Consider the following 21,907-nt stretch of genomic DNA (forward strand, 5'->3'; position numbering starts at 1 on the left):
CCGTTCACCTCGCCATGCTCCGGTTCAGCTGGTTGAGCAGCCGGGCGAGTTCCGTGACCTCGGCGGGGTTCCAGTCGGCCAGCCGGCCGGCGTAGCGCGCGCGGCGGGCCTCGCGGACCCTGCTCACCCGCTGCTGCCCCTCCTCGGTGAGGGCGACCAGCCAGGCGCGGCCGTCGGCGGGGTCCGGCTCACGGGCGAGCAGTCCGAGCTGTTCGAGTGCCCGCAGCTGACGGGACATCGTGGCCTTGCCGACGCCGATGTAGGCGGCGAGCTCGGTGGCCCGCTGCCGGCCGCACTCATCCAGACGGACCAGCAGACCGTAGGCGGACGGCTCCAGGTCGGGGTGGACCTCGCGGGCCATCTCCCCCTGGCTGGCGCGGGCGCGGCGCAGCAGCACCGTCAACTCGCGTTCCAGCGCGAGGAAACCGGGCTGCTCCACGTCGCGCGCGGGCCCCGGGGAGGCGGCGTGTCCTCCGCCGCCGTTTGCGTCATCGTGCACGTCTGCCCCTGCCTCGGTTTCCCGTTCTGAAAGTTTCCCGCCAAGTGGCGACGTCGCCGCAGCTCCACCAGTATTTCGCAGGCGTAGACCAACGGCACCGCGCGGTCCGGCCCGTGGCCGTCGTGGTCCGCGCGCACCAGTTCTCTACCAGGCGATTACGTGGCATGCCCACTACATGCGATGTGGGTCACATTCCGGGTTCGCCCCCACCGACCTTTCGGAGATGCGTCATGCCTGTGCACAGATCCGGCCTCACCCGCATACCCGCGCTCGCGACCGCCGCGGCGGTGCTGCTCGCGGTCCTGTCCCTCCCCCACGCGGCCGGCGCGGCCGAATCCGCTCCGTCCGCTCCCACCGTCCCGCCGCGCGGCTCCGCCCACATGGGCATGGGCGTCGTCGCCCACGACGGCCGCGGCGGCGTCCCCACCGCGCGCGCCACCCAGACGGAGGGAGTGGACGTCTCCAGTCACCAGGGCAACGTCGCCTGGCCGACCCTGTGGAAGAGCGGGGTCCGGTGGGCCTACGCCAAGGCCACGGAGGGGACGTACTACACCAACCCGTACCACACCCAGCAGTACAACGGCTCCTACGACGTCGGCATGATCCGCGGCGCGTACCACTTCGCGACGCCCGACACCGCGAGCGGCGCCGCCCAGGCGGACTACTTCGTCAGCCGCGGCGGCGCCTGGTCCGCCGACGGACGGACCCTCCCGGGCGTGCTGGACATCGAGTGGAACCCGTACGGCGACGCCTGCTACGGCAAGTCGCAGAGCGCGATGGTCAGCTGGATCCGCGCCTTCCTGGACCAGTACCGGGCCCGCACCGGCCGCAACGCCGTGATCTACACGGCCACGAGCTGGTGGAAGCAGTGCACCGGCAACTACGCCGGCTTCGCCGCCACCACGCCGCTGTGGATCGCCCGGTACGCCTCCACCGTGGGCGAACTGCCCGCCGGCTGGGGGACGTACACGATGTGGCAGTACACCTCGACCGGTCCGACCGTCGGGGACCACGACCGCTTCAACGGCACCGTCGACCGGGTGCGGACCTTCGCCCTCGGCTGACCGCCCCGGACGTGGCGAGGGCCCGGGCCTCCCTCACGGGACCCGGGCCCTCCCCTCCGGCCGCGTCCGTCACGCCGCGACCGGAACTTCCGGCGCCGCGCCGTTCACGGCAGGCGCCAGCGCCAGCTCCAGGACCTGGCGGACATCGGTGACGGCGTGGACGTCGAGCTTGTCCAGCACCTCCGCCGGGACGTCGTCCAGGTCGGGCTCGTTGCGCTTGGGGATGATCACGGTGGTGATCCCCGCGCGGTGTGCGGCGAGCAGCTTCTGCTTCACCCCGCCGATCGGCAGCACCCGCCCGGTCAGCGAGACCTCGCCGGTCATCGCCACGTCCGTACGGACCAGCCGGCCGGAGAGCAGCGAGGCCAGCGCGGTGGTCATCGTGACGCCGGCGCTCGGGCCGTCCTTGGGCACCGCGCCCGCCGGGAAGTGGATGTGCACCCCGCGGTCCTTCAGATCGCCCACCGGCAGCTCCAGTTCGGCCCCGTGGCTGCGCAGGAAGCTCAGCGCGATCTGCGCCGACTCCTTCATCACGTCACCCAGCTGGCCGGTCAGGGTCAGCCCGGCCGCGCCCGTCTCCGGGTCGGCCAGGGACGCCTCGACGTAGAGCACGTCCCCGCCCGCGCCGGTCACCGCGAGGCCGGTGGCGACACCGGGCACGGCGGTACGGCGCTCGGCCGGGTCCTGGGCGGACTCGGGCACGTGGTGCGGCCGGCCGATCAGCTCCCGCAGGTCGCCACCGGTCACGGTGAAGGGCAGCTTCCGCTCGCCCAGTTCGTGCTGGGCCGCGACCTTGCGCAGCAGCCGCGCGATCGACCGCTCCAGGGTGCGCACGCCGGCCTCGCGCGTGTACTCGCCGGCCAGCCTGCGCAGCGCGCCCTCGTCGATCGCGACCTCGTCCTTGTCCAGCCCGGCACGCTCCAGCTGGCGCGGGAGCAGGTGGTCGCGGGCGATGACGACCTTCTCGTCCTCGGTGTAGCCGTCGAGGCGGACCAGCTCCATGCGGTCGAGCAGCGCCTCAGGGATGGCTTCGAGCACGTTGGCCGTGGCGAGGAACACCACGTCGGACAGGTCGAGCTCGACCTCCAGGTAGTGGTCGCGGAAGGTGTGGTTCTGCGCCGGGTCCAGCACCTCGAGCAGGGCCGCCGCCGGGTCGCCGCGGAAGTCGGAGCCGACCTTGTCGATCTCGTCCAGCAGGACGACCGGGTTCATCGAGCCGGCCTCCTTGATCGCGCGGACGATCCGGCCGGGCAGCGCCCCGACGTAGGTGCGGCGGTGGCCGCGGATCTCGGCCTCGTCGCGGACGCCGCCGAGGGCGACGCGGACGAACTTGCGGCCCATCGCGTGGGCGACGGACTCGCCGAGGCTGGTCTTGCCGACGCCGGGCGGGCCCACGAGGGCCAGGACGGCGCCCCCGCGCCGGCCGCCGACGACGCCGAGGCCCCGGTCGCTGCGCCGCTTGCGCACCGCCAGGTACTCGGTGATGCGCTCCTTCACGTCCTGCAGCCCCGCGTGCTCGGCGTCCAGGACGGCCTGGGCGCCCTGGATGTCGTAGGCGTCCTCGGTGCGCTCGCTCCACGGCATCTCCAGGACCGTGTCGAGCCAGGTGCGGATCCAGGAACCCTCCGGTGACTGGTCGGAGGAGCGCTCCAGCTTGTCGACCTCCTTGAGGGCGGCCTCGCGGACCTTCTCGGGCAGGTCGGCGGCCTCGACGCGGGCACGGTAGTCGTCGGACTCCTCGCCGTCCTGCTCGCCGTTCAGCTCGCGCAGCTCCTTGCGGACGGCCTCCAGCTGACGGCGGAGCAGGAACTCGCGCTGCTGCTTGTCGACGCCCTCCTGGACGTCCTTGGCGATGGTCTCGGCGACGTCCTGCTCGGCGAGGTGGTCGCGCAGCTGCTGCGTGGCGAGCCTGAGCCGGGCGACCGGGTCGGTGGTCTCCAGCAGGGCGACCTTCTGCTCGGTGCCGAGGAAGGGCGAGTAGCCGGAGTTGTCGGCGAGCGCGGAGACGTCGTCGATGGCCTGGACCCGGTCGACGACCTGCCAGGCGCCACGCTTGCGCAGCCAGGCGGTGGCGAGCGCCTTGTACTCCTTGACGAGCTCGCTCACGTGCCCCGGCAGCGGCTCGGGCACGTTCTCGTCGATGCGGGTGCCCTCCACCCACAGAGCCGCGCCCGGCCCGGTGGTCCCGGCGCCGATGCGCACGCGGCCACGGCCGCGGATCAGGGCGCCCGGGTCACCGTCGGCCAGCCTGCCGACCTGCTCGACCGTGCCCAGCACGCCGATGCCGGCGTAGGTCCCGTCGACGCGTGGCACCAGGAGCACCCGGGGCTTGCCGGGCTCGGCGCGGGCGGCGGCCTGGGCGGCCTCCACGGCGGCGCGTACCTCGGAATCGCTCAGGTCCAGCGGAACCACCATCCCGGGCAGCACGACCTCGTCGTCGAGTGGCAGCACGGGCAGGGCGAGCGGTGTGGACTCAGCAGCCATGATCTCCCCTTCGGCAGTCAAGTTGAGCTATGTCGACTCAATGAAGGGGAGCCGCCGAATGTTCCCGGGCCGGCGTTCGCTCTGAGCGATCACCGCCTCGTACCGCGGGAGGCCGTGAACGGCGGGAAAACCCGGCTGTCAGGATGAACGCATGCCCACCCCGTCCGACATTCCCGAAGCCCCCGAAGTCCTGGACCGCCGCGAGGGACCGTACGGCGAGGTCGTACTGCGCAGGCACGGCGGACTGCTGCAGATCATCGCCAACGGCTGCTTCCTGATGGACACCTCCGACGGGCGTTCGGAGCGGCTGCTCGTGGACGCGGCGCTCACCGCCCTCGACGCGGGCACGGCGGACCCGCACGTCCTGATCGGCGGTCTCGGGGTCGGCTTCTCGCTCGCACACGCCGCCGGCCAGGCGCGCTGGGGGCGGATCACGGTGGTGGAGCGCGAGCCGGCCGTCATCGAGTGGCACCGCGCGGGGCCGCTGGCCCACCTCTCCGCGACGGCCCTGGCCGACCCCCGCGCGGAGATCGTCGAGGCGGACCTGCTCCGTTACCTCCATGAGACTTCCGACACGTTCGACGCGCTGTGCCTCGACATCGACAACGGGCCCGACTGGACCGTCACCGAGGGCAATGAGGGGCTCTATTCACCGGCCGGACTGGCGGCCTGCGCACGGGTGTTGAAACCGCGCGGAGTACTCGCCGTCTGGTCCGCCAAGCCCTCCCCGGAATTCGAGGGAACCTTGCGGAATGCCGGGTTCCGACAGGTGCGTACCGAAGAGATCCCCGTTGCCCGGGGCGTTCCGGACGCCGTGCACATCGGTGTCCGCCCTGGATAGCAAAGCCACAGTGAATCCCCGTACGCTGCTGCCCTGACGCCGATCATTCAAGCGTCAATCGCAGTGATGCGCAGACGACGGATCACCCCACGGATTCCGGATAAAGCACACCTCAGGGGCGGGCGATGGAGCAGACACACACCTCCCACAACGGCACGGCGACGACCACCCCCGGCGCGCAGCGCCGCGTTCTGGTGGTCGAGGACGACGCGACGATCGTGGACGCCATCGCGACCCGCCTGCGCGCCGAGGGATTCCTGGTGCAAACGGCGAGCGACGGCCCGTCCGCGGTCGACACGGCGGAGGCCTGGCAGCCCGACCTGCTGATCCTCGACATCATGCTGCCGGGCTTCGACGGCCTGGAGGTCTGCCGCCGCGTGCAGGCCCAGCGGCCGGTGCCCGTGCTGATGCTCACCGCGCGGGACGACGAGACCGACATGCTGGTCGGTCTCGGCGTCGGCGCCGACGACTACATGACCAAGCCGTTCTCCATGCGGGAGCTGGCGGCCCGCGTGCATGTGCTGCTGCGCCGCATGGAGCGCGCGGCGCTCGCCGCCACCACCCCGCGCAGCGGCATCCTGCGCCTCGGCGAGCTGGAGATCGACCACGCACAGCGCAGGGTGCGCGTGCGCAGCGAGGACGTCCACCTGACGCCCACCGAGTTCGACCTCCTGATGTGCCTGGCGAACACGCCCCGCGCGGTGCTCTCCCGGGAGCAGTTGCTGGCCGAGGTCTGGGACTGGGCGGACGCCTCCGGCACCCGGACCGTCGACAGCCACATCAAGGCACTGCGCCGGAAGATCGGCGCCGAGCGCATCCGCACCGTGCACGGCGTGGGCTACGCCCTGGAGACGCCGACGCCATGACCGACGGGCCGGCCGGACGCAGAGACCCCGGGTCCGCGCAGCCCTGGGGCGGCGTACGCCCGTTCTCGATCAAGACCAAGCTGGGTGCGCTGGTCGTCGTCTCGGTGCTGATCACCACGGGACTGTCGGTGATCGCGGTGCACACCAAGACGGAGCTGCGCTTCATCACGGTCTTCTCGATGATCGCCACGCTGCTGATCACCCAGTTCGTGGCGCACTCGCTCACCGCGCCGCTGGACGACATGAACACCGTGGCACGGTCCATCTCGCACGGCGACTACACCCGCCGGGTGCGCGAGAACCGCCGGGACGAGCTGGGCGACCTGGCCCAGACGATCAACGTCATGGCCGACGAGCTGGAGGCCCAGGACCTCCAGCGCAAGGAGCTGGTGGCCAACGTCTCGCACGAGCTGCGCACCCCCATCGCGGGCCTGCGCGCGGTGCTGGAGAACATCGTCGACGGCGTCACCGAGGCCGACCCCGAGACGATGCGCACGGCCCTGCGGCAGACGGAGCGGCTCGGACGCCTGGTGGAGACGCTGCTGGACCTGTCCCGCCTGGACAACGGGGTCGTGCCGCTGCGCAAGCGCCGGTTCGAGCTGTGGCCGTACCTGTCCGGCGTGCTCAAGGAGGCCAACATGCTGTCCTCGGCCCGCGCGGGCATGGCCTCCGGGTCCGGCAGCCACACCCGGACGGACGTGCATCTGCACCTCGACGTGTCGCCGCCGGAGCTCACCGCGCACGCCGACCCCGAGCGCATCCACCAGGTCGTCGCCAACCTCATCGACAACGCGGTCAAGCACAGCCCGCCGCACGGCCGTGTGACGGTGCGGGCGCGGCGCGGCGCCCAGCCGGACTCACTGGAGCTCGAGGTGCTGGACGAGGGTCCCGGCATTCCGCGCACGGAGTGGCGGCGGGTCTTCGAGCGGTTCAACCGCGGCAACGTCAACCGTCCGCACGGACCGGGCAGCGACGGCGGCACCGGTCTCGGCCTGGCGATCGCCCGCTGGGCCGTCGAGCTGCACGGGGGCCGGATCGGCGTGGCCGAATCCGAGCGGGGCTGCCGAATTCTGATCACTCTTCCGGGAGCGCCATCCGTACCAAGTTGACGTAAAGTTCGAAGCGGAGCCGCAAGATCCAAACGTGTCGGCACTGACGGACACGTGTGATCAGGCACGGGCCCGCGCGAACCGCGCGCCAGGCCCCGGCCTAGTGATGCCGAAAGCCGCAGCAAGGACCGGAACCTCGGTTGTTTCCCGCCATTTCCCGCGCCGAAACACATGCGGCAATGTGACTTGCACGACGTTGAAGCGGCCCGGCCTGACCTTCTCGCGTCGGGGGGCGTAGCCTTTATTTCCGCTGTCCATCATCTTGCGAAGCGGAAGAGGGCGGTTGACGCCGTGTCGCCACAGTCCCCCAGTAACTCGAGCACCTCGACCGACACCGACCAAGCGGGCAAGAACCCCGCTGCGGCCTTCGGTGCCAACGAATGGCTCGTCGACGAGATCTACCAGCAGTACCTCCAGGACCCGAACTCGGTGGACCGAGCCTGGTGGGACTTCTTCGCCGACTACAAGCCGGGGGCGCCTGCGACCTCGGCACCGGCGGGTTCCGCGGCCGCGGGGGCCGCGGGAACCACCACCCCCGCGGCCCAGCCGTCCGCTCCCGCGGCACCGCGGGCCACCACTGCCCCGGCACCCGCCGCGAAGCCGGCCCAGGCCCAGGCATCCGCCCCGGCCGCCGCTCCGGCGAAGGCCGCCCAGCCGGCCGCGAAGCCCGCCGCCGCTCCCGCCGCCAAGCAGGCCGCTCCGGCCAAGCCGAAGGCGGAGCCCGCGGGTGAGGCGCAGACCGGCCCCGAGCAGGTGACGCTGCGCGGCCCGTCGGCCGCCGTGGCGAAGAACATGGACGCCTCCCTGGAGCTGCCCACGGCCACGTCCGTGCGCGCGGTCCCGGTGAAGCTGCTGTTCGACAACCGCATCGTCATCAACAACCACCTCAAGCGGGCGCGCGGCGGGAAGATCTCCTTCACGCATCTCATCGGCTACGCCATGGTCCAGGCGATCAAGGCCATGCCGTCGATGAACCACTCGTTCGCCCGCGTGGACGGCAAGCCGACCCTGGTCAAGCCGGAGCACGTCAACCTCGGTCTGGCCATCGACCTGGTGAAGCCCAACGGCGACCGCCAGCTGGTCGTCGCGGCGATCAAGAAGGCCGAGACGCTGAACTTCTTCGAGTTCTGGCAGGCCTACGAGGACATCGTTCGTCGTGCTCGCGACAACAAGCTGACGATGGACGACTTCACCGGCGTCACGGTCTCCCTGACCAACCCCGGCGGCCTGGGCACCGTCCACTCCGTGCCGCGCCTGATGCCCGGCCAGTCGGTGATCCTCGGCGTCGGCTCGATGGACTACCCGGCGGAGTTCCAGGGCACCAGCCAGGACACCCTGAACAAGCTCGGCATCTCCAAGGTCATGACGCTCACGTCGACCTACGACCACCGGGTGATCCAGGGCGCCGCCTCCGGCGAGTTCCTCCGCAAGGTGGCGAACCTGCTGCTGGGCGAGGACGGCTTCTACGACGAGATCTTCGAGGCGCTGCGCATCCCCTACGAGCCGGTCCGCTGGCTCAAGGACATCGACGCCTCCCACGACGACGACGTCACCAAGGCCGCCCGGGTCTTCGACCTGATCCACTCCTACCGGGTCCGCGGCCACGTCATGGCCGACACCGACCCGCTCGAGTACAAGGTCCGCAAGCACCCCGACCTGGACATCGTCGAGCACGGCCTCACCCTGTGGGACCTGGAGCGCGAGTTCGCCGTCGGCGGCTTCGCCGGCAAGTCGATGATGAAGCTGCGCGACATCCTCGGCGTGCTGCGTGACTCGTACTGCCGCACCACCGGCATCGAGTTCATGCACATCCAGGACCCCAAGCAGCGCAAGTGGATCCAGGACCGCGTGGAGCGCGGCCACTCCAAGCCGGAGCGCGAGGAGCAGCTGCGCATCCTGCGCCGGCTGAACGCGGCGGAGGCCTTCGAGACCTTCCTGCAGACCAAGTACGTCGGCCAGAAGCGGTTCTCCCTGGAGGGCGGCGAGTCCGTCATCCCGCTGCTCGACGCGGTGCTGGACTCGGCCGCCGAGTCCCGCCTGGACGAGGTCGTCATCGGCATGGCCCACCGCGGCCGGCTGAACGTGCTGGCCAACATCGTCGGCAAGTCGTACGCGCAGATCTTCCGCGAGTTCGAGGGCAACCTCGACCCGAAGTCGATGCACGGCTCCGGCGACGTGAAGTACCACCTGGGCGCCGAGGGCACCTTCACCGGGCTGGACGGCGAGCAGATCAAGGTCTCCCTGGTCGCCAACCCCTCGCACCTGGAGGCGGTGGACCCGGTCCTGGAGGGCGTCGCCCGCGCCAAGCAGGACATCATCGGCAAGGGCGGCACGGACTTCACCGTCCTGCCGGTGGCCATCCACGGCGACGCGGCCTTCGCGGGCCAGGGCGTGGTGGCCGAGACCCTGAACATGTCGCAGCTGCGCGGCTACCGCACCGGCGGCACGGTCCACGTGGTCATCAACAACCAGGTCGGCTTCACCGCCGCGCCGGAGTCGTCGCGCTCGTCGATGTACGCCACCGACGTGGCCCGCATGATCGAGGCGCCGATCTTCCACGTGAACGGCGACGACCCGGAGGCCGTCGTGCGCGTCGCGCGGCTCGCCTTCGAGTTCCGCCAGGCGTTCAACAAGGACGTGGTGATCGACCTCATCTGCTACCGCCGCCGCGGTCACAACGAGTCGGACAACCCGGCCTTCACCCAGCCGCTGATGTACGACCTGATCGACAAGAAGCGCTCGGTGCGCAAGCTCTACACCGAGTCCCTGATCGGTCGCGGCGACATCACCCTGGAAGAGGCCGAGCAGGCGCTGCAGGACTACCAGGGCCAGCTGGAGAAGGTCTTCACAGAGGTCCGCGAGGCCACCAGCCAGCCGGCGACGGTCGAGCCCGCGGAGCCGCAGCCCGAATTCCCGGTCGCCGTGAACACCGCGGTCACCACGGAGGTCGTCAAGCGGATCGCCGAGTCCCAGGTGAACATCCCCGACCACATCACCGTCCACCCGCGGCTGCTGCCGCAGCTGCAGCGCCGGGCGTCGATGGTCGAGGACGGCACGATCGACTGGGGCATGGGCGAGACCCTCGCGTTCGGCTCGCTGCTCCTGGAGGGCGTCCCGGTGCGCCTCGCCGGCCAGGACTCCCAGCGCGGCACCTTCGGCCAGCGCCACGCGGTCATCATCGACCGCAGCACGGGCGACGAGTACACGCCGCTGCAGTACCTCTCCGAGGACCAGTCGCGGCTGAACGTCTACAACTCGCTGCTGTCCGAGTACGCGGCGATGGGCTTCGAGTACGGCTACTCGCTGGCCCGCCCCGACGCGCTCGTGCTGTGGGAGGCGCAGTTCGGCGACTTCGTCAACGGCGCGCAGACGGTCGTGGACGAGTTCATCTCCTCGGCGGAGCAGAAGTGGAACCAGACCTCCGGTGTGGTCCTGCTCCTCCCGCACGGCTACGAGGGCCAGGGCCCGGACCACTCCTCGGCCCGTCCGGAGCGGTTCCTCCAGCTCTGCGCCCAGAACAACATGACGGTCGCCATGCCGACCTCGCCGTCGAACTACTTCCACCTCCTGCGGTGGCAGGTGCACAACCCGCACCACAAGCCGCTGGTCGTCTTCACCCCGAAGTCGATGCTGCGCCTGAAGGCCGCGGCCTCGAAGGCGGAGGAGTTCACCACGGGCCAGTTCCGCCCGGTGATCGGCGATGCCACGGTCGACCCGGCCGCCGTCAAGAAGGTCGTCTTCACCGCCGGCAAGGTCTACTACGACCTCGAGGCCGAGCGGCAGAAGCGCGGCGCGTGGGACACCGCGATCATCCGGATCGAGCGCCTGTACCCGCTGCCGGGTATGGAGCTCCAGGCGGAGATCAAGAAGTACCCGAACGCCGAGAAGTACCTGTGGGCCCAGGAGGAGCCGGCGAACCAGGGTGCCTGGCCGTTCATCGCGCTCAACCTGATCGACCACCTCGACCTGGCGGTCGGCGCCGACCTGCCGCACGACGAGCGTCTGCGCCGTATCTCGCGGCCGCACGGCTCGTCCCCGGCGGTCGGCTCCGCCAAGCGCCACCAGGCCGAGCAGGAGCAGCTGGTGCGCGAGGTCTTCGACGCGTAGCTCCCAAGGCGCCACGGGCAGCCGTACGGGCGGGCCGCACCCTTCTCACGGGGGGTGCGGCCCGCCCGTTTTCGCGCACATATCCTTGTCTCATGTACTTCACGGACCGTGGCATCGAGGAACTGGAGAAGCGGCGCGGCGAGGAGGAAGTCACCTTCGAGTGGCTGGCCGAGCACTTGAGGACATTCGTCGACCTCAACCCCGACTTCGAGGTCCCGGTGGAACGCCTGGCCACCTGGCTGGCCCGCCTGGACGACGAGGACGACGAGTAACCCCGCGCAATCGCCGGGCTGCGCACCACCCCCGCCCAGCACCGACACCAGTACCCGTACCGGCCACCGCAGCCGACGGTTCCCCCGAACGAGTGCCTTGACTTTCCCCTGCCGCGATATATCGTGAATCACGTAAGACGCGATATGGCGCGTCAATCGGGAAGGCACACCCGTTCCAGGAGGTCGTCACCATGCCCGAGTCGTCCGTGGCGGAGCCCACCAAGCTCACCTTCGACGCCCCCGTGACCGAGCTCCACGTCCGCATCGTCAACGGAACAGTGAACGTCGTGGGCACCGACGAGGGTTCCGCCCGCCTGGAGGTCACCGAGATCGACGGCCCGCCCCTGGTGGTGACCCACAAGGACGGCGCCCTCACGGTGGCCTACGACGACCTGCCCTGGAAGGGCTTTTTGAAGTGGCTGGACCGCAAGGGCTGGCGCCGCAGCGCGGTGGTCTCCCTCGCCGTCCCCGCACAGACCCGCGTCGAGGTCGGCGTCGTCGGCGCCGCCGCCGTCGTCTCCGGCATCCGCGGCCCCGCCGCCGTGAAGGGCATCGCGGGCGACACCACCCTCGTCGCCCTCTCGGGCCCGGTCCGCGCGGACACCGTGTCGGGGAGCGTGGAGGCGCAGTCCCTCACCGGCGATCTCCGCTTCACCTCCGTCTCCGGCGATCTCACCGTCGTCGAGGGCGCCGGCTCCGCCGTCCAGGCGGACACGGTCAGCGGCTCCATGATCGTGGACCTCGATCCCGACGGCCCCACGGAGGTGAAGCTGACCAGCGTCTCGGGCGAGATCGCCATCCGGCTGCCCGACCCGGCGGACGCGGAGGTCGAGGCCAACACCGCCAGCGGCGCGATCTCCAACGCCTTCGACGACCTCCGGGTGCAGGGCCAGTGGGGCGCCCACAAGCTCACCGGCCGTCTGGGCGCCGGCAGCGGCACGCTGCGCGCCACCACCGTCTCCGGCTCCATCGCCCTGCTGCGCCGCCCGCCGGGGGAGGACGATCCGGCCCCCCGGGACGGCACGGGAGACAACGCCGGTACGACCGACAAGAAGGTGCTCTGACATGCCCCCCGTCTTCGCCCACGGACGTCTCCGCCTCTACCTGCTGAAGCTGCTGGACGAGGCCCCGCGGCACGGATACGAGGTGATCCGCCTCCTGGAGGAGCGCTTCCAGGGGCTGTACGCGCCGTCCGCGGGCACGGTCTACCCGCGCCTGGCCAAACTGGAGGCGGAGGGCCTGGTCACCCACACCACCGAGGGCGGCCGCAAGGTGTACTCGATCACCGACGCCGGCCGGGCCGAACTTGCCGACCGCAGCGGCGAGCTGGCCGATCTGGAGCTGGAGATCCGCGAGTCGGTCGCCGAACTGGCCGCCGAGATCCGCGCCGACGTGAGCGGCGCGGCGGGCGATCTGCGCCGCGAGATGCGGGCCGCCGCCGGCAAGGCCCGCCAGCCGCGCGGCACAGGCACCTCCGACGAGGAGGGCCTCACGGGCGACTTCGGGATCCTCGGCGACAAGGACGCCTGGCGCGCCGCCAAGGAGGAGATGCGCCGCGCCAAGCAGGAGTGGAAGGAGCAGGCCCGGCGCGCCAAGGACGAGAGCCGGCGCTCCCGGGAGGAGGCCCAGCGCGCCCGCCGCCAGGCCAAGGAGGCGCAGGACCGGGCGCAGGAGGAGGTGCAGCGGATCATGCGCCAGGTCCAGGAACAGGTGCAGGGCCACTTCGCCCGCGGCGACTGGCCGACCGGGCTGCGCGAGGGGCTGGGTGAGCTGGCCAAGGAAATGGGCGGGCTCGGCAAGGACTTCGCCTTCGGCCGCTCCGGCGCGGGATCCCGTGGCCCGGATTCCGAGCCGGCGTACTCCCGGACGCCCGAGGACTTCCCCGCCGAGTACACCCCGGCGTGGGCGCACGAGGACGCGGCCAACTCCACCGGCGACCCGGCGCGCGACCTGGACCGGCTGCTGGACCGCTTCCGGGACGACATCCGGGACGCGGCCCGCGACCACGGCGTCACCGGGGACCAGCTCCGTGACGCCCGCCGCCACCTGTCGACGGCGGCGGCGCACATCGGGGCGCTCCTGCGCGCCCCCAAGGCCTGATCCGTCGTCAGCCCGCCTTGGTCTCCCCGCCGTTCCCGTAGAGCACCCGGGTGACGGACTCGTACGTCACCCCATGGTCGGCGAGGACCTCGGCGGGGGCGCCGGGGCGGACGGTGAGGGCGAGCAGGAGGTGCTCGTCGCCGATGCGCCGGTCCCTGCGGGCGGTGGCGGCGCGCAGGGCCCCGGTCAGGACCGCCTTGGCGTCCCGCCCGAAGGGACGGTGCCCCGACCGCCGGCCGCCGCCCTTCCCGCCGCCCTTCCCGCCGGACAGGGCTCCGGACAGGGCGCCGGTCCCGTGCGCCTCCTCCACCCGGGCGACGATCTCCGGCACATCGATCCCCAGCCCGGCGAGGGCGTCGGTCTCGGCCTGGGTGAGGCCGCCCCGCCGGCGCACCCGCTCCAGTGCCGCCCTGACCGGCTCCCGCCGCCCGGTGAGCCCGAGGGCGCCCAGTGCGAAGGAGGCCCGGCTTCCCTCACGGTCGAGCAGGGCCAGCAGCAGATGCTCGCTGTCCACACGGGGCGCCCCCGCCCGTTCCGCCTGCGCGACCGCCTCCTTCACCACGTCCCGGGCGTCCTTCGTGAATCGCTCGAACATCAATGCCTCCCGTACTTCTTGTGCACGGCCTGCCTGCTGACGCCGAGTTCGGTGGCGATCTCCTGCCACGACCAGCCGTGCACGCGCGCGTTGCGCACCTGCACGGTCTCCAGTTGCTCCAGCAGCCTGCGCAGCGCGGCGACGGCCCGCAGGCCGACCCGTGGGTCGCGGTCGCCCGCCCGCTCGGCGAGGTCGGTTGCCTCAGTCATGATGTCAACTTAGATTGACACACCGCCTGTCGTCAACCCCGGTTGACATGCCGACGGCCGGCCCGGAGAACCGGGCCGGCCGTCGGTGCGGGCCGTGCCGCTCAGGGAGCGGTGAGGACGATCTTTCCGAACTGGCCGCCGGACTGCATCCGTTCGAAGCCCTCCCGGGCGCGGTCCATCGGCAGCACCTCGTCGATGACGGGACGCACCCCCGTGGCGGCACAGAAGGAGAGGAGGTCCTCCAGCTCGTCCTTGGTCCCCATGGTCGAACCGACGATCTTGAGTTCCAGGAAGAAGACCCGGGTCAGCTCGGCATGCGAGGGGCGGTCACCGCTGGTGGCGCCGGAGATCACCAGCGTGCCGCCGGGGCGCAGCGACTTCACCGAGTGCGACCAGGTGGCGGCGCCCACGGTCTCGATGACGGCGTCGACCCGCTGCGGCAGCCGCGCCCCGGTCTCCACCGCCTCCACGGCACCGAGCTCCAGCGCCCGCTTGCGCTTGGCCTCGTCCCGGCTGGTGGCGAAGACCCGCAGCCCCGCGGCCTTGCCGAGCACGATGGCGGCGGTCGCGACACCGCCCCCGGCCCCCTGCACCAGCACGGAGTCTCCGGGCCGTACCCCGGCGTTGGTGAACAGCATCCGGTACGCCGTCAGCCAGGCGGTCGGCAGACAGGCGGCCTCCTCGAAGGAGAGCTCCTTCGGCTTGGGCAGGAGGTTCCAGGTGGGCACGGCGACCTGCTCGGCGAAGGTGCCCTGGTAGCGCTCGGTCAGGATGGACCGGGGCTCCTCGGGCCCCACCCCGTGACCGCTCTGGCCGATCACCGAGTGCAGGACGACCTCGTTGCCGTCCGCGTCGACCCCGGCGGCGTCGCAGCCGAGGATCATCGGCAGCTTGTCCTCCGCGAGGCCCACGCCCCGCAGGGACCAGAGGTCATGGTGGTTGAGGGAGGCGGCCTTGACCGTGACGGTGCTCCAGCCGGGCCGGGCCTCGGGAGCGGGGCGCTCCCCGAGCTCCAGACCGTTGAGCGGCTGGTCGCGGTCGATTCGGGCGGCGTAGACAGCGAACATGACCTTGACGATAGGTTCCCCGCCCCACCGGGGGAACCAGGCCCCGCTGTGACACACGCCCTCTTGTCATACGGCCGGGGCGGCCGCGGCCGCCCGCCCAGCACATCGGCCCCGTCCGGGGGACGGGGCCGATGGGGCCGACGGGGAAGCGTCGCGTGTTCAGCGGCGGGCGACGCCCTCCGCCCGGGCGGCCGCGGCCACGGCCGCCGTCACCGCGGGGGCGACCCGCTCGTCGAACGGGGACGGGATGACGTAGTCGGCGGCGAGATCGTCACCGACCACCGAGGCCAGCGCCTCGGCGGCGGCCAGCTTCATCCCCTCGGTGATCCGGGAGGCGCGCACCTGGAGGGCGCCCGCGAAGATGCCGGGGAACGCCAGCACGTTGTTGATCTGGTTCGGGAAGTCCGACCGTCCGGTGGCCACGACCGCCGCGTACTTGTGCGCGATCTCCGGACGCACCTCGGGGTCGGGGTTGGCCATGGCGAAGACGAACGCGCCCTTGGCCATCGACGCCACCGCCGACTCGGGCACCGTGCCGCCGGAGACGCCGATGAACACATCGGCCCCGTCCAGGGCCGACTCCAGCGACCCCGTGAGCCCGGCCTTGTTGGTGAAGGACGCCAGCTCCGCCTTGATCGGCGTGAGGTCCTCGCGCTCGCGCGAGACGACGCCCTTGCGGTCGGCCACGGCGACGTCCCCGATGCCGGCCTCGACCAGCATCCTGGCGATCGCGACACCCGCGGCGCCGGCGCCCGAGATCACGGCCCGCAGCTCGCTCAGGTCGCGTCCGCTCAGCCGCGCCGCGTTCCGCAGCGCCGCCAGCGACACGACCGCCGTGCCGTGCTGGTCGTCATGGAAGACCGGGATGTCCAGCCGCTCCTGCAACCGCCGCTCGATCTCGAAGCACCGGGGTGCCGAGATGTCCTCCAGGTTCACCCCGCCGAAGGACGGGGCGAGCCGGACCACGGTCTCGACGATCTCGTCGACGCCGGTGCAGTCGAGGGCGATCGGGACCGCGTCCACGCCGCCGAACTGCTTGAAGAGGATGGCCTTGCCCTCCATCACCGGGAGGGAGGCGCCGGGGCCGATGTCCCCGAGGCCGAGCACGGCCGTACCGTCCGTCACGACGGCGACGACCTGCGACTTCCACGTGTAGTCGTGGACGAGTTCCGGCTGCTCGGCGATCGCGCTGCACACCTTCGCGACCCCGGGCGTGTACGCCAGGGACAGATCGTCCTTGTCGCGGACCGGCACGGTGGCCTGCACGGCCATCTTGCCGCCGCGGTGCAGCGCGAACGCCGGGTCGAAGGAGTCGAGAGGTTCGGCCCCGCTCTCCTGGTCCGGATGACCGTTCCGGCTTTCGCGGTCGCTGCGAGGATTGACAATCTCCGCTGCCACTTGGTTTTACCCCTTAATTGTTCATGGTTTGAGGGTTGCCACTCCTGGTGAGGGGTGGGCGGGACCGCGCAAGGCCCGGAGGGTTGATGCGTTCGGGCCAAACACGACGGGCGCGCCGCACACGCGCCCTGAGCCCCGGATGAGGGGTGTAAAGAACCTTCTTACCGGACGGACGCCGTCGGCGACGAGTCCATAACGCGAAGGTCACATACCGGCACCTCGAACTATCGCCTGATAACAGGACAAGACCTGGACGCTCAGCAAGCCCGCAATCACACCAAAGGTTACGGCGGCGGTTCCCATAGCACGAGTTCAACCGGAGATCTTCCGGCCGGAATGGACGATTCCCACATACTGTCCGGCCACAATGGAGCGAACTGGACCGGTTCGGGTGCCACCCGTTATCCGATTTTGACATCGCCTCCCCCCTGGATGGCGCAGTCCGAATGGCAAGATGCGGTCATCACACGAGGTCGCGACACTCGAAGGCGTGTGCTCTCGTCGACCGCGGCGATGCCGTCCCGGCAGTCGCCGGCCCCATCGGCAACTCCACCCATCCGCCGGAGGAACCCACCATGACCGCAAGCACCACCCGTCGTACCACCGCCGCACGCTCCCGGATGGCAGCGGTCGGCGCGATCGCGGTCGCAGGCGCACTGATTCTCACCGGCTGCGGTGACCAGACGGACAAGAGCAGCGACAGCGGCAGCACCGACTCGTCCAGCGCGCCGCTCGCCGACAAGCTCCCGGACGACATCCGCAAGGCGGGCGTCATCAAGGTGGGCTCCGACATCGCGTACCCGCCGGTGGAGTTCATGCAGGACGGCAAGCCCGTCGGCATCGACCCCGACATGGCCGAGGCCCTCAGCAAGCAGCTCGGGGTGAAGTTCGACTTCCAGAACGGCAAGTTCGACCAGCTCATCGTCGGTCTGCAGTCCGGCCGCTTCAACGTGATCATGTCGGCGATGAGCGACACCAAGGACCGCCAGAACGGCATCGACTCCGACACCGGCAAGAAGGCCGGCGACGGCATCGACTTCGTCGACTACTTCACGGCCGGTACGTCGATCCTCGTCCAGAAGGGCAACCCCAAGGGCATCAAGTCCCTGGACGACCTCTGCGGCCAGGTGGTCGCGCTGCAGCGCGGCACCACCTCGGAGGGCATCGCCAACGAGCAGAACAAGAAGTGCACCGCCGACGGCAAGCCGGCCATCAAGCTCCAGACCTACGACACCGACCCCGAGGCGCTGCTGCGTCTGAAGCAGGGCGCGTCCGTCGCCGACCTGAACGACTTCCCGGTCGCGGCCTACAACGCCAAGACCTCGGGCGGCGGCAAGGACTTCGAGGTCGTCGGCGAGCAGATCGAGGCGGGCCCGTACGGCATCGGCGTGAGCAAGGAGAACACCCAGCTGCGGGACGCCCTCGAGGCGGCCGTGAACGCCATCATCGAGAACGGCGAGTACACCAAGATCCTCGAGAAGTGGAACGTCACGGACGGCGCGGTGACCGAGGCGAAGATCAACGGCGGTTCCTGAACCTCGGCAACACTGAAGGGCAGTCGCTGTGACTGACACGGTTGACAAGACTCCGGGGTCACCATCGGTGCCGCCGGAGCAGATCAAGGCGATCCCGGTGCGCCACTACGGCCGCTGGGTGGCCGGCGCGGTGGTCATCGCCATCCTGGTGCTGATCGGGATCGCCTTCTCCAACGCCAACATCAACTACGGCGTCATCCCCGAGTACCTCACCGACGGAACGATCCTGTCCGGTGCCTGGCACACGCTGTACATCTCCGTGCTGGCCATGGCGCTCGGTCTGGTGCTCGGCGTGATCCTCGCGGTCATGCGGATGTCGTCCAACCCGGTCACCAGCACGGTGGCCTACTTCTACGTCTGGTTCTTCCGCGGCACGCCGGTCCTGGTCCAGCTGCTCATCTGGTACAACATCGCGCTGGTGTTCCCCGTCCTCAACCTGGGGTTCTACAAGGACGAGATGAACCAGGTGATGACGCCGTTCCTGGCGGCGCTGCTGGGGCTCGGCCTGAACGAGGCCGCGTACATGTCCGAGATCGTCCGCGCGGGCATCCAGTCCGTCGACGAGGGGCAGACCGAGGCGTCCCACGCGCTGGGCATGACCCAGGCCAAGACGCTGCGCCGGGTGGTGCTCCCGCAGGCGATGCGGGTGATCGTGCCGCCGACCGGCAACGAGTACATCAACATGCTGAAGACCTCGTCGCTCGCCTACGCGGTGCAGTTCAACGAGCTCATCAAGCGCTCCACGGACGTCTCCAGCACCTCGCTGGCGGTGGTCGAGATGTACTTCGTGGCCTCCATCTGGTACCTGGCCCTCACCAGCGTCTTCAGCGTCGGCCAGTACTACCTGGAGCGCCGCTACGCCCGCGGCTCGACGCGTAGTCTGCCGCCGACGCCGCTGCAGCGCCTGAAGAAGAACCTCCGCCTGTTCAACTCCTTCGGCCGCCCGGGGGTGACCCGATGAGCAAGCTCAGCAAGGACGTCGTGAGCGTCCCCGGCGGTCACCCGATGGTCAAGGCGGAGGGCGTGCACAAGTCCTTCGGTCTCGCCCACATCCTCAAGGGCATCGACCTGGAGGTGAACGCGCGGGAGGTGTTCTGCCTGATCGGTCCGTCCGGTTCCGGCAAGTCCACGTTCCTGCGGTGCATCAACCACCTGGAGAAGATCAGCGCCGGCCGGCTGTCGGTCGACGGTGAGCTGGTCGGCTACCGGCAGAAGGGCGACAAGCTCTACGAGCTCAAGGAGAAGGAGGTCGCGGCGCAGCGGCGGGACATCGGCATGGTGTTCCAGCGCTTCAACCTCTTCCCCCACATGACGGCGCTGGAGAACGTCATGGAGGCGCCGGTCCAGGTCAAGCGGGAGACCAAGGCCGTGGCCCGGGAGCGTGCGGAGCGGCTGCTGGACCGGGTCGGTCTCGGCGACCGCAAGGGTCACTACCCCGCTCAGCTCTCCGGCGGTCAGCAGCAGCGCGTCGCCATCGCCCGCGCGCTGGCGATGCAGCCCAAGCTGATGCTCTTCGACGAGCCCACCTCGGCGCTCGACCCGGAGCTCGTCGGTGAGGTCCTCGACGTCATGCGCGACCTCGCCGAGGACGGCATGACGATGATCGTCGTCACCCATGAGATGGGCTTCGCCCGGGAGGTGGGCGACTCGCTGGTGTTCATGGACGACGGCGTGGTCGTCGAGTCCGGTCACCCGCGCGAGGTGCTGACCAACCCGCAGCACGACCGCACCAAGTCGTTCCTGTCCAAGGTGCTCTGACCGCGGTCCCGCGCACGGCGAAGGGGCGGTACGGATCTCTCCGTACCGCCCTTTCGCCCGTGTGCCGCTTCAGCTGCTACTTCAGCGCCAGCAGCAGGGTGTCCGACGGCGAGCACCACACCGGCCGCGCCTCGCCGAAGCCCTTCTCGCGCAGCACGCGCGCGTGCCACGCCGCCGAGGGCATGTCGCCGTCCGCGTGCTCGCCGTAGATCTCGAAGCGGCGGGCCGTCGGTCCGGCGAGGACCGGGTCCTGCGCGGCGAGCTGCCACCACTGTGCCCAGTCCAGGGCGCCGTCGGACTTGGCCTGATCCATGCGGGCGTGCCGCTGGGCCCGCTCCGCCGCGTTGATGCGGGGCGTCGACTCGTCGATCATGTGGTCCGCGTTCATGAAGACACCGCCGTCGCGGACCAGGCCCGCGATGTGCCCGTAGAGGTCCGCGAGGGGTTCCCGGTGCAGCCAGTGCAGGGCCGTCGCGGTCAGGACGGCGTCGTAGGAGTCGTGCGGCAGCGCCCGCGGCCACGCGGGGTCCTTGAGATCGGCGGTGACGAACGAGACCCGCTCGTCCCCGGCGAAGGTGCCCTCGGCGATCGCGAGCAGCGCCGGGTCGAGATCGACGCCGGTGCTGGTGGCGTCCGGGAAGCGGGCGAGCAGCCGGGCGGTGATGCTGCCGGTGCCGCAGGCGAGGTCCAGCACGCGCGGGGCGGTGCCGACGAGCGCCTCGACCATGTCCAGCATGACCCGGAACCGCTCCTCGCGGTCGGGCATGTACCACTCCTGCTGCCGGTCCCAGCTCTCCTGCCAGGCGTGCCAGTCGGCGGCGGCCGTGGTGGTACGCGCGTCCGTCATGGAGCCCCTCCTCACCTACGTCACGTAATACCCTTGCGGTACGAGCATCTGTTACCCGACCGCACACCCGACCATAGAGCCCCTGCGTAAGGACTACAAGTGGAACTGGCCTATTACTCGGACTATGCCGTGCGCCTCGTCAACACCGAGGAACCGGCCCGGGGGAAGGACACGCTGACCTCGGTCGAGGCCGTCCGGGACCTGTTCGGCGCGAACCAGTCGGCCGCCCGGCGCACCACCGAGGCCGACGTGACGCGCTTCCGTTCCGTGCGCGCGAGGCTCCGCTCGGTGTTCGAAGCGGCGGACGGCGGCGACGAGACGCTCGCCGTCGACCTGCTGAACTCGCTGCTCCTCGAGTTCCCCGTCAGCCCGCAGATCTCCGGTCACGACTTCCGCGACGACGACGGCCGCCCGCTGTGGCACATGCACCTGGCCGATCACCCCTCCAACGCGACCGCCGGCTACGCCGCCATCGCCGCGATGGGCCTCGCCTTCCACCTCACGGAGTACGGCGTGGACCGGCTCGGCCTGTGCCAGGCACCGCCCTGCCGCAATGCCTACCTGGACACCTCCACCAACCGCTCCCGCCGCTACTGCTCCGACCGCTGCGCCACCCGCGCCAACGTGGCCGCCTACCGCGCGCGCAAACGCCTCGAGGCCGACCGCCCGGACAGCACGGGCCGCGCCGCCGACAGGGCCCAGGCCACCACCGCCAGCGGCGAGCGCCGCCCGGAGCCGCGCGGCCGGTAACGGAACCGGACCCGGCCGAGCACCAGTTCGTCCGGCACCACTCCGTAGTCGGTGCTGTCCCCGCCCGCGTACGAGTTGTCCCCGAGCACCCACCAGCCGCCGTCGCGCCGCTCCGCGGCCCGCTTGACGACCAGCAGGTCCTGCTGGAACGGGTGCCGCAGCACGATCACGTCACCGCGTTTGACCCGGGCGCCGTAGTGCACCAGGAGCCGGTCCCCGTGGTGCAGCGTGGGCACCATCGACGGCCCGGTCACCTCGGCCACCCCGAAGGGCAGCGGCGTCCTCGCCCGCTCGGCGTCCTGCGACAGCTCCGGCATCTCCCGGCACCTCCCCGGTTCTTTCCTCCACCAGTCTCAGTCTGACCCCGGACTTTTGTCCTAAGCCCGTGGGGGCACCCGCGAAAAGC

At 70.6% G+C, this 21,907-nt stretch carries 20 protein-coding genes; 12 read left to right on the forward strand and 8 right to left on the reverse strand.

The annotated features are described in order from the left end of the window. Positions 1-4: 4 nt before the first annotated feature. The gene (locus AC5L3C_RS11750; RefSeq protein WP_493648953.1) at positions 5-499 is read right to left on the reverse strand and encodes a MarR family winged helix-turn-helix transcriptional regulator; all 495 of its coding nucleotides are present in this window, start codon (positions 497-499) and stop codon (positions 5-7) included. Positions 500-729: 230 nt separating this feature from the next. On the opposite strand from AC5L3C_RS11750, the gene AC5L3C_RS11755 reads away from it, so the two are divergent. Next, the gene (locus AC5L3C_RS11755; protein WP_493648954.1) at positions 730-1,563 is read left to right on the forward strand and encodes a lysozyme; all 834 of its coding nucleotides are present in this window, start codon (positions 730-732) and stop codon (positions 1,561-1,563) included. Between the two features lie 69 nt (positions 1,564-1,632). Here the strand turns inward: AC5L3C_RS11755 and lon are convergent, their stop codons facing one another. Beyond that, a complete protein-coding gene (lon, locus tag AC5L3C_RS11760; protein WP_493648955.1) occupies positions 1,633-4,047 on the reverse strand; it encodes an endopeptidase La in 2,415 nt (804 codons plus the stop codon). Positions 4,048-4,198: 151 nt separating this feature from the next. Between lon and AC5L3C_RS11765 the strand changes: the two genes are divergently transcribed. The 7 genes from AC5L3C_RS11765 to AC5L3C_RS11795 all read left to right on the forward strand — a co-directional run bounded on the left by AC5L3C_RS11765 (position 4,199) and on the right by AC5L3C_RS11795 (position 13,342). Next, positions 4,199-4,888, forward strand: a complete 690-nt coding sequence (locus AC5L3C_RS11765) for a spermine/spermidine synthase domain-containing protein (RefSeq protein ID WP_493648956.1) — start codon at positions 4,199-4,201, stop codon at positions 4,886-4,888. A gap of 125 nt (positions 4,889-5,013) precedes the next feature. Beyond that, positions 5,014-5,754: a response regulator transcription factor gene (locus AC5L3C_RS11770; RefSeq protein ID WP_493648957.1), complete on the forward strand. Its 741-nt coding sequence runs from the start codon at positions 5,014-5,016 to the stop codon at positions 5,752-5,754. Next, a complete protein-coding gene (locus AC5L3C_RS11775) occupies positions 5,751-6,863 on the forward strand; it encodes a HAMP domain-containing sensor histidine kinase (protein ID WP_493648958.1) in 1,113 nt (370 codons plus the stop codon). The genes AC5L3C_RS11770 and AC5L3C_RS11775 overlap by 4 nt, the downstream gene beginning before the upstream one ends. Positions 6,864-7,154: 291 nt before the next feature. Further along, positions 7,155-10,970 carry a multifunctional oxoglutarate decarboxylase/oxoglutarate dehydrogenase thiamine pyrophosphate-binding subunit/dihydrolipoyllysine-residue succinyltransferase subunit gene (locus tag AC5L3C_RS11780; RefSeq protein WP_493648959.1) on the forward strand — a complete coding sequence of 1,272 codons (3,816 nt, stop codon included), beginning with the start codon at positions 7,155-7,157 and terminating at the stop codon, positions 10,968-10,970. Between the two features lie 92 nt (positions 10,971-11,062). Next, positions 11,063-11,242, forward strand: a complete 180-nt coding sequence (locus AC5L3C_RS11785) for a DUF6104 family protein (RefSeq protein ID WP_125504255.1) — start codon at positions 11,063-11,065, stop codon at positions 11,240-11,242. Positions 11,243-11,433: 191 nt separating this feature from the next. Further along, positions 11,434-12,306: a DUF4097 family beta strand repeat-containing protein gene (locus tag AC5L3C_RS11790; RefSeq protein ID WP_493648960.1), complete on the forward strand. Its 873-nt coding sequence runs from the start codon at positions 11,434-11,436 to the stop codon at positions 12,304-12,306. Position 12,307: 1 nt separating this feature from the next. Continuing rightward, on the forward strand, positions 12,308-13,342 hold the full coding sequence (locus tag AC5L3C_RS11795; RefSeq protein WP_493648961.1) for a helix-turn-helix transcriptional regulator: 1,035 nt from the start codon (positions 12,308-12,310) through the stop codon (positions 13,340-13,342). A gap of 7 nt (positions 13,343-13,349) precedes the next feature. Here the strand turns inward: AC5L3C_RS11795 and AC5L3C_RS11800 are convergent, their stop codons facing one another. The 4 genes from AC5L3C_RS11800 to AC5L3C_RS11815 all read right to left on the reverse strand — a co-directional run bounded on the left by AC5L3C_RS11800 (position 13,350) and on the right by AC5L3C_RS11815 (position 16,611). Further along, positions 13,350-13,937, reverse strand: a complete 588-nt coding sequence (locus tag AC5L3C_RS11800) for a Clp protease N-terminal domain-containing protein (protein WP_493648962.1) — start codon at positions 13,935-13,937, stop codon at positions 13,350-13,352. Further along, on the reverse strand, positions 13,937-14,146 hold the full coding sequence (locus AC5L3C_RS11805; protein ID WP_493648963.1) for an RNA polymerase sigma factor sigma-70 region 4 domain-containing protein: 210 nt from the start codon (positions 14,144-14,146) through the stop codon (positions 13,937-13,939). Before AC5L3C_RS11805 ends, AC5L3C_RS11800 begins: the two co-directional genes overlap by 1 nt. Positions 14,147-14,247: 101 nt before the next feature. Next, a complete protein-coding gene (locus tag AC5L3C_RS11810; protein WP_493648964.1) occupies positions 14,248-15,213 on the reverse strand; it encodes a zinc-binding dehydrogenase in 966 nt (321 codons plus the stop codon). A 159-nt stretch (positions 15,214-15,372) separates the two neighbouring features. Then, positions 15,373-16,611 carry an NAD(P)-dependent malic enzyme gene (locus AC5L3C_RS11815; RefSeq protein ID WP_125504261.1) on the reverse strand — a complete coding sequence of 413 codons (1,239 nt, stop codon included), beginning with the start codon at positions 16,609-16,611 and terminating at the stop codon, positions 15,373-15,375. Positions 16,612-17,186: 575 nt separating this feature from the next. On the opposite strand from AC5L3C_RS11815, the gene AC5L3C_RS11820 reads away from it, so the two are divergent. From AC5L3C_RS11820 to AC5L3C_RS11830, 3 genes are read left to right on the forward strand one after another with little or no spacing between them, the layout of a single operon-like run. Beyond that, entirely contained in the window at positions 17,187-18,146 is a 960-nt protein-coding gene (locus tag AC5L3C_RS11820) for an ABC transporter substrate-binding protein (protein ID WP_493648965.1), read from the forward strand. A 28-nt stretch (positions 18,147-18,174) separates the two neighbouring features. Then, entirely contained in the window at positions 18,175-19,107 is a 933-nt protein-coding gene (locus tag AC5L3C_RS11825) for an amino acid ABC transporter permease (RefSeq protein WP_493648966.1), read from the forward strand. After that, positions 19,104-19,904: an amino acid ABC transporter ATP-binding protein gene (locus tag AC5L3C_RS11830; RefSeq protein ID WP_493648967.1), complete on the forward strand. Its 801-nt coding sequence runs from the start codon at positions 19,104-19,106 to the stop codon at positions 19,902-19,904. Before AC5L3C_RS11825 ends, AC5L3C_RS11830 begins: the two co-directional genes overlap by 4 nt. Positions 19,905-19,980: 76 nt before the next feature. On the opposite strand, the gene AC5L3C_RS11835 is transcribed toward AC5L3C_RS11830, so the two are convergent. Then, positions 19,981-20,751, reverse strand: a complete 771-nt coding sequence (locus tag AC5L3C_RS11835) for a class I SAM-dependent methyltransferase (RefSeq protein ID WP_125504265.1) — start codon at positions 20,749-20,751, stop codon at positions 19,981-19,983. Between the two features lie 99 nt (positions 20,752-20,850). On the opposite strand from AC5L3C_RS11835, the gene AC5L3C_RS11840 reads away from it, so the two are divergent. Continuing rightward, the gene (locus tag AC5L3C_RS11840) at positions 20,851-21,501 is read left to right on the forward strand and encodes a CGNR zinc finger domain-containing protein (RefSeq protein ID WP_493648968.1); all 651 of its coding nucleotides are present in this window, start codon (positions 20,851-20,853) and stop codon (positions 21,499-21,501) included. Here AC5L3C_RS11840 and sodX read toward each other — a convergent pair. Next, positions 21,384-21,818 (reverse strand): nickel-type superoxide dismutase maturation protease, encoded by a 435-nt coding sequence (gene sodX, locus AC5L3C_RS11845; RefSeq protein ID WP_125504267.1) that lies wholly within the window; start codon positions 21,816-21,818, stop codon positions 21,384-21,386. The two genes, AC5L3C_RS11840 and sodX, sit on opposite strands and share 118 nt — an antisense overlap. Between the last annotated feature and the right edge of the window lie 89 nt (positions 21,819-21,907).

This window comes from Streptomyces speibonae (assembly GCF_984686075.1).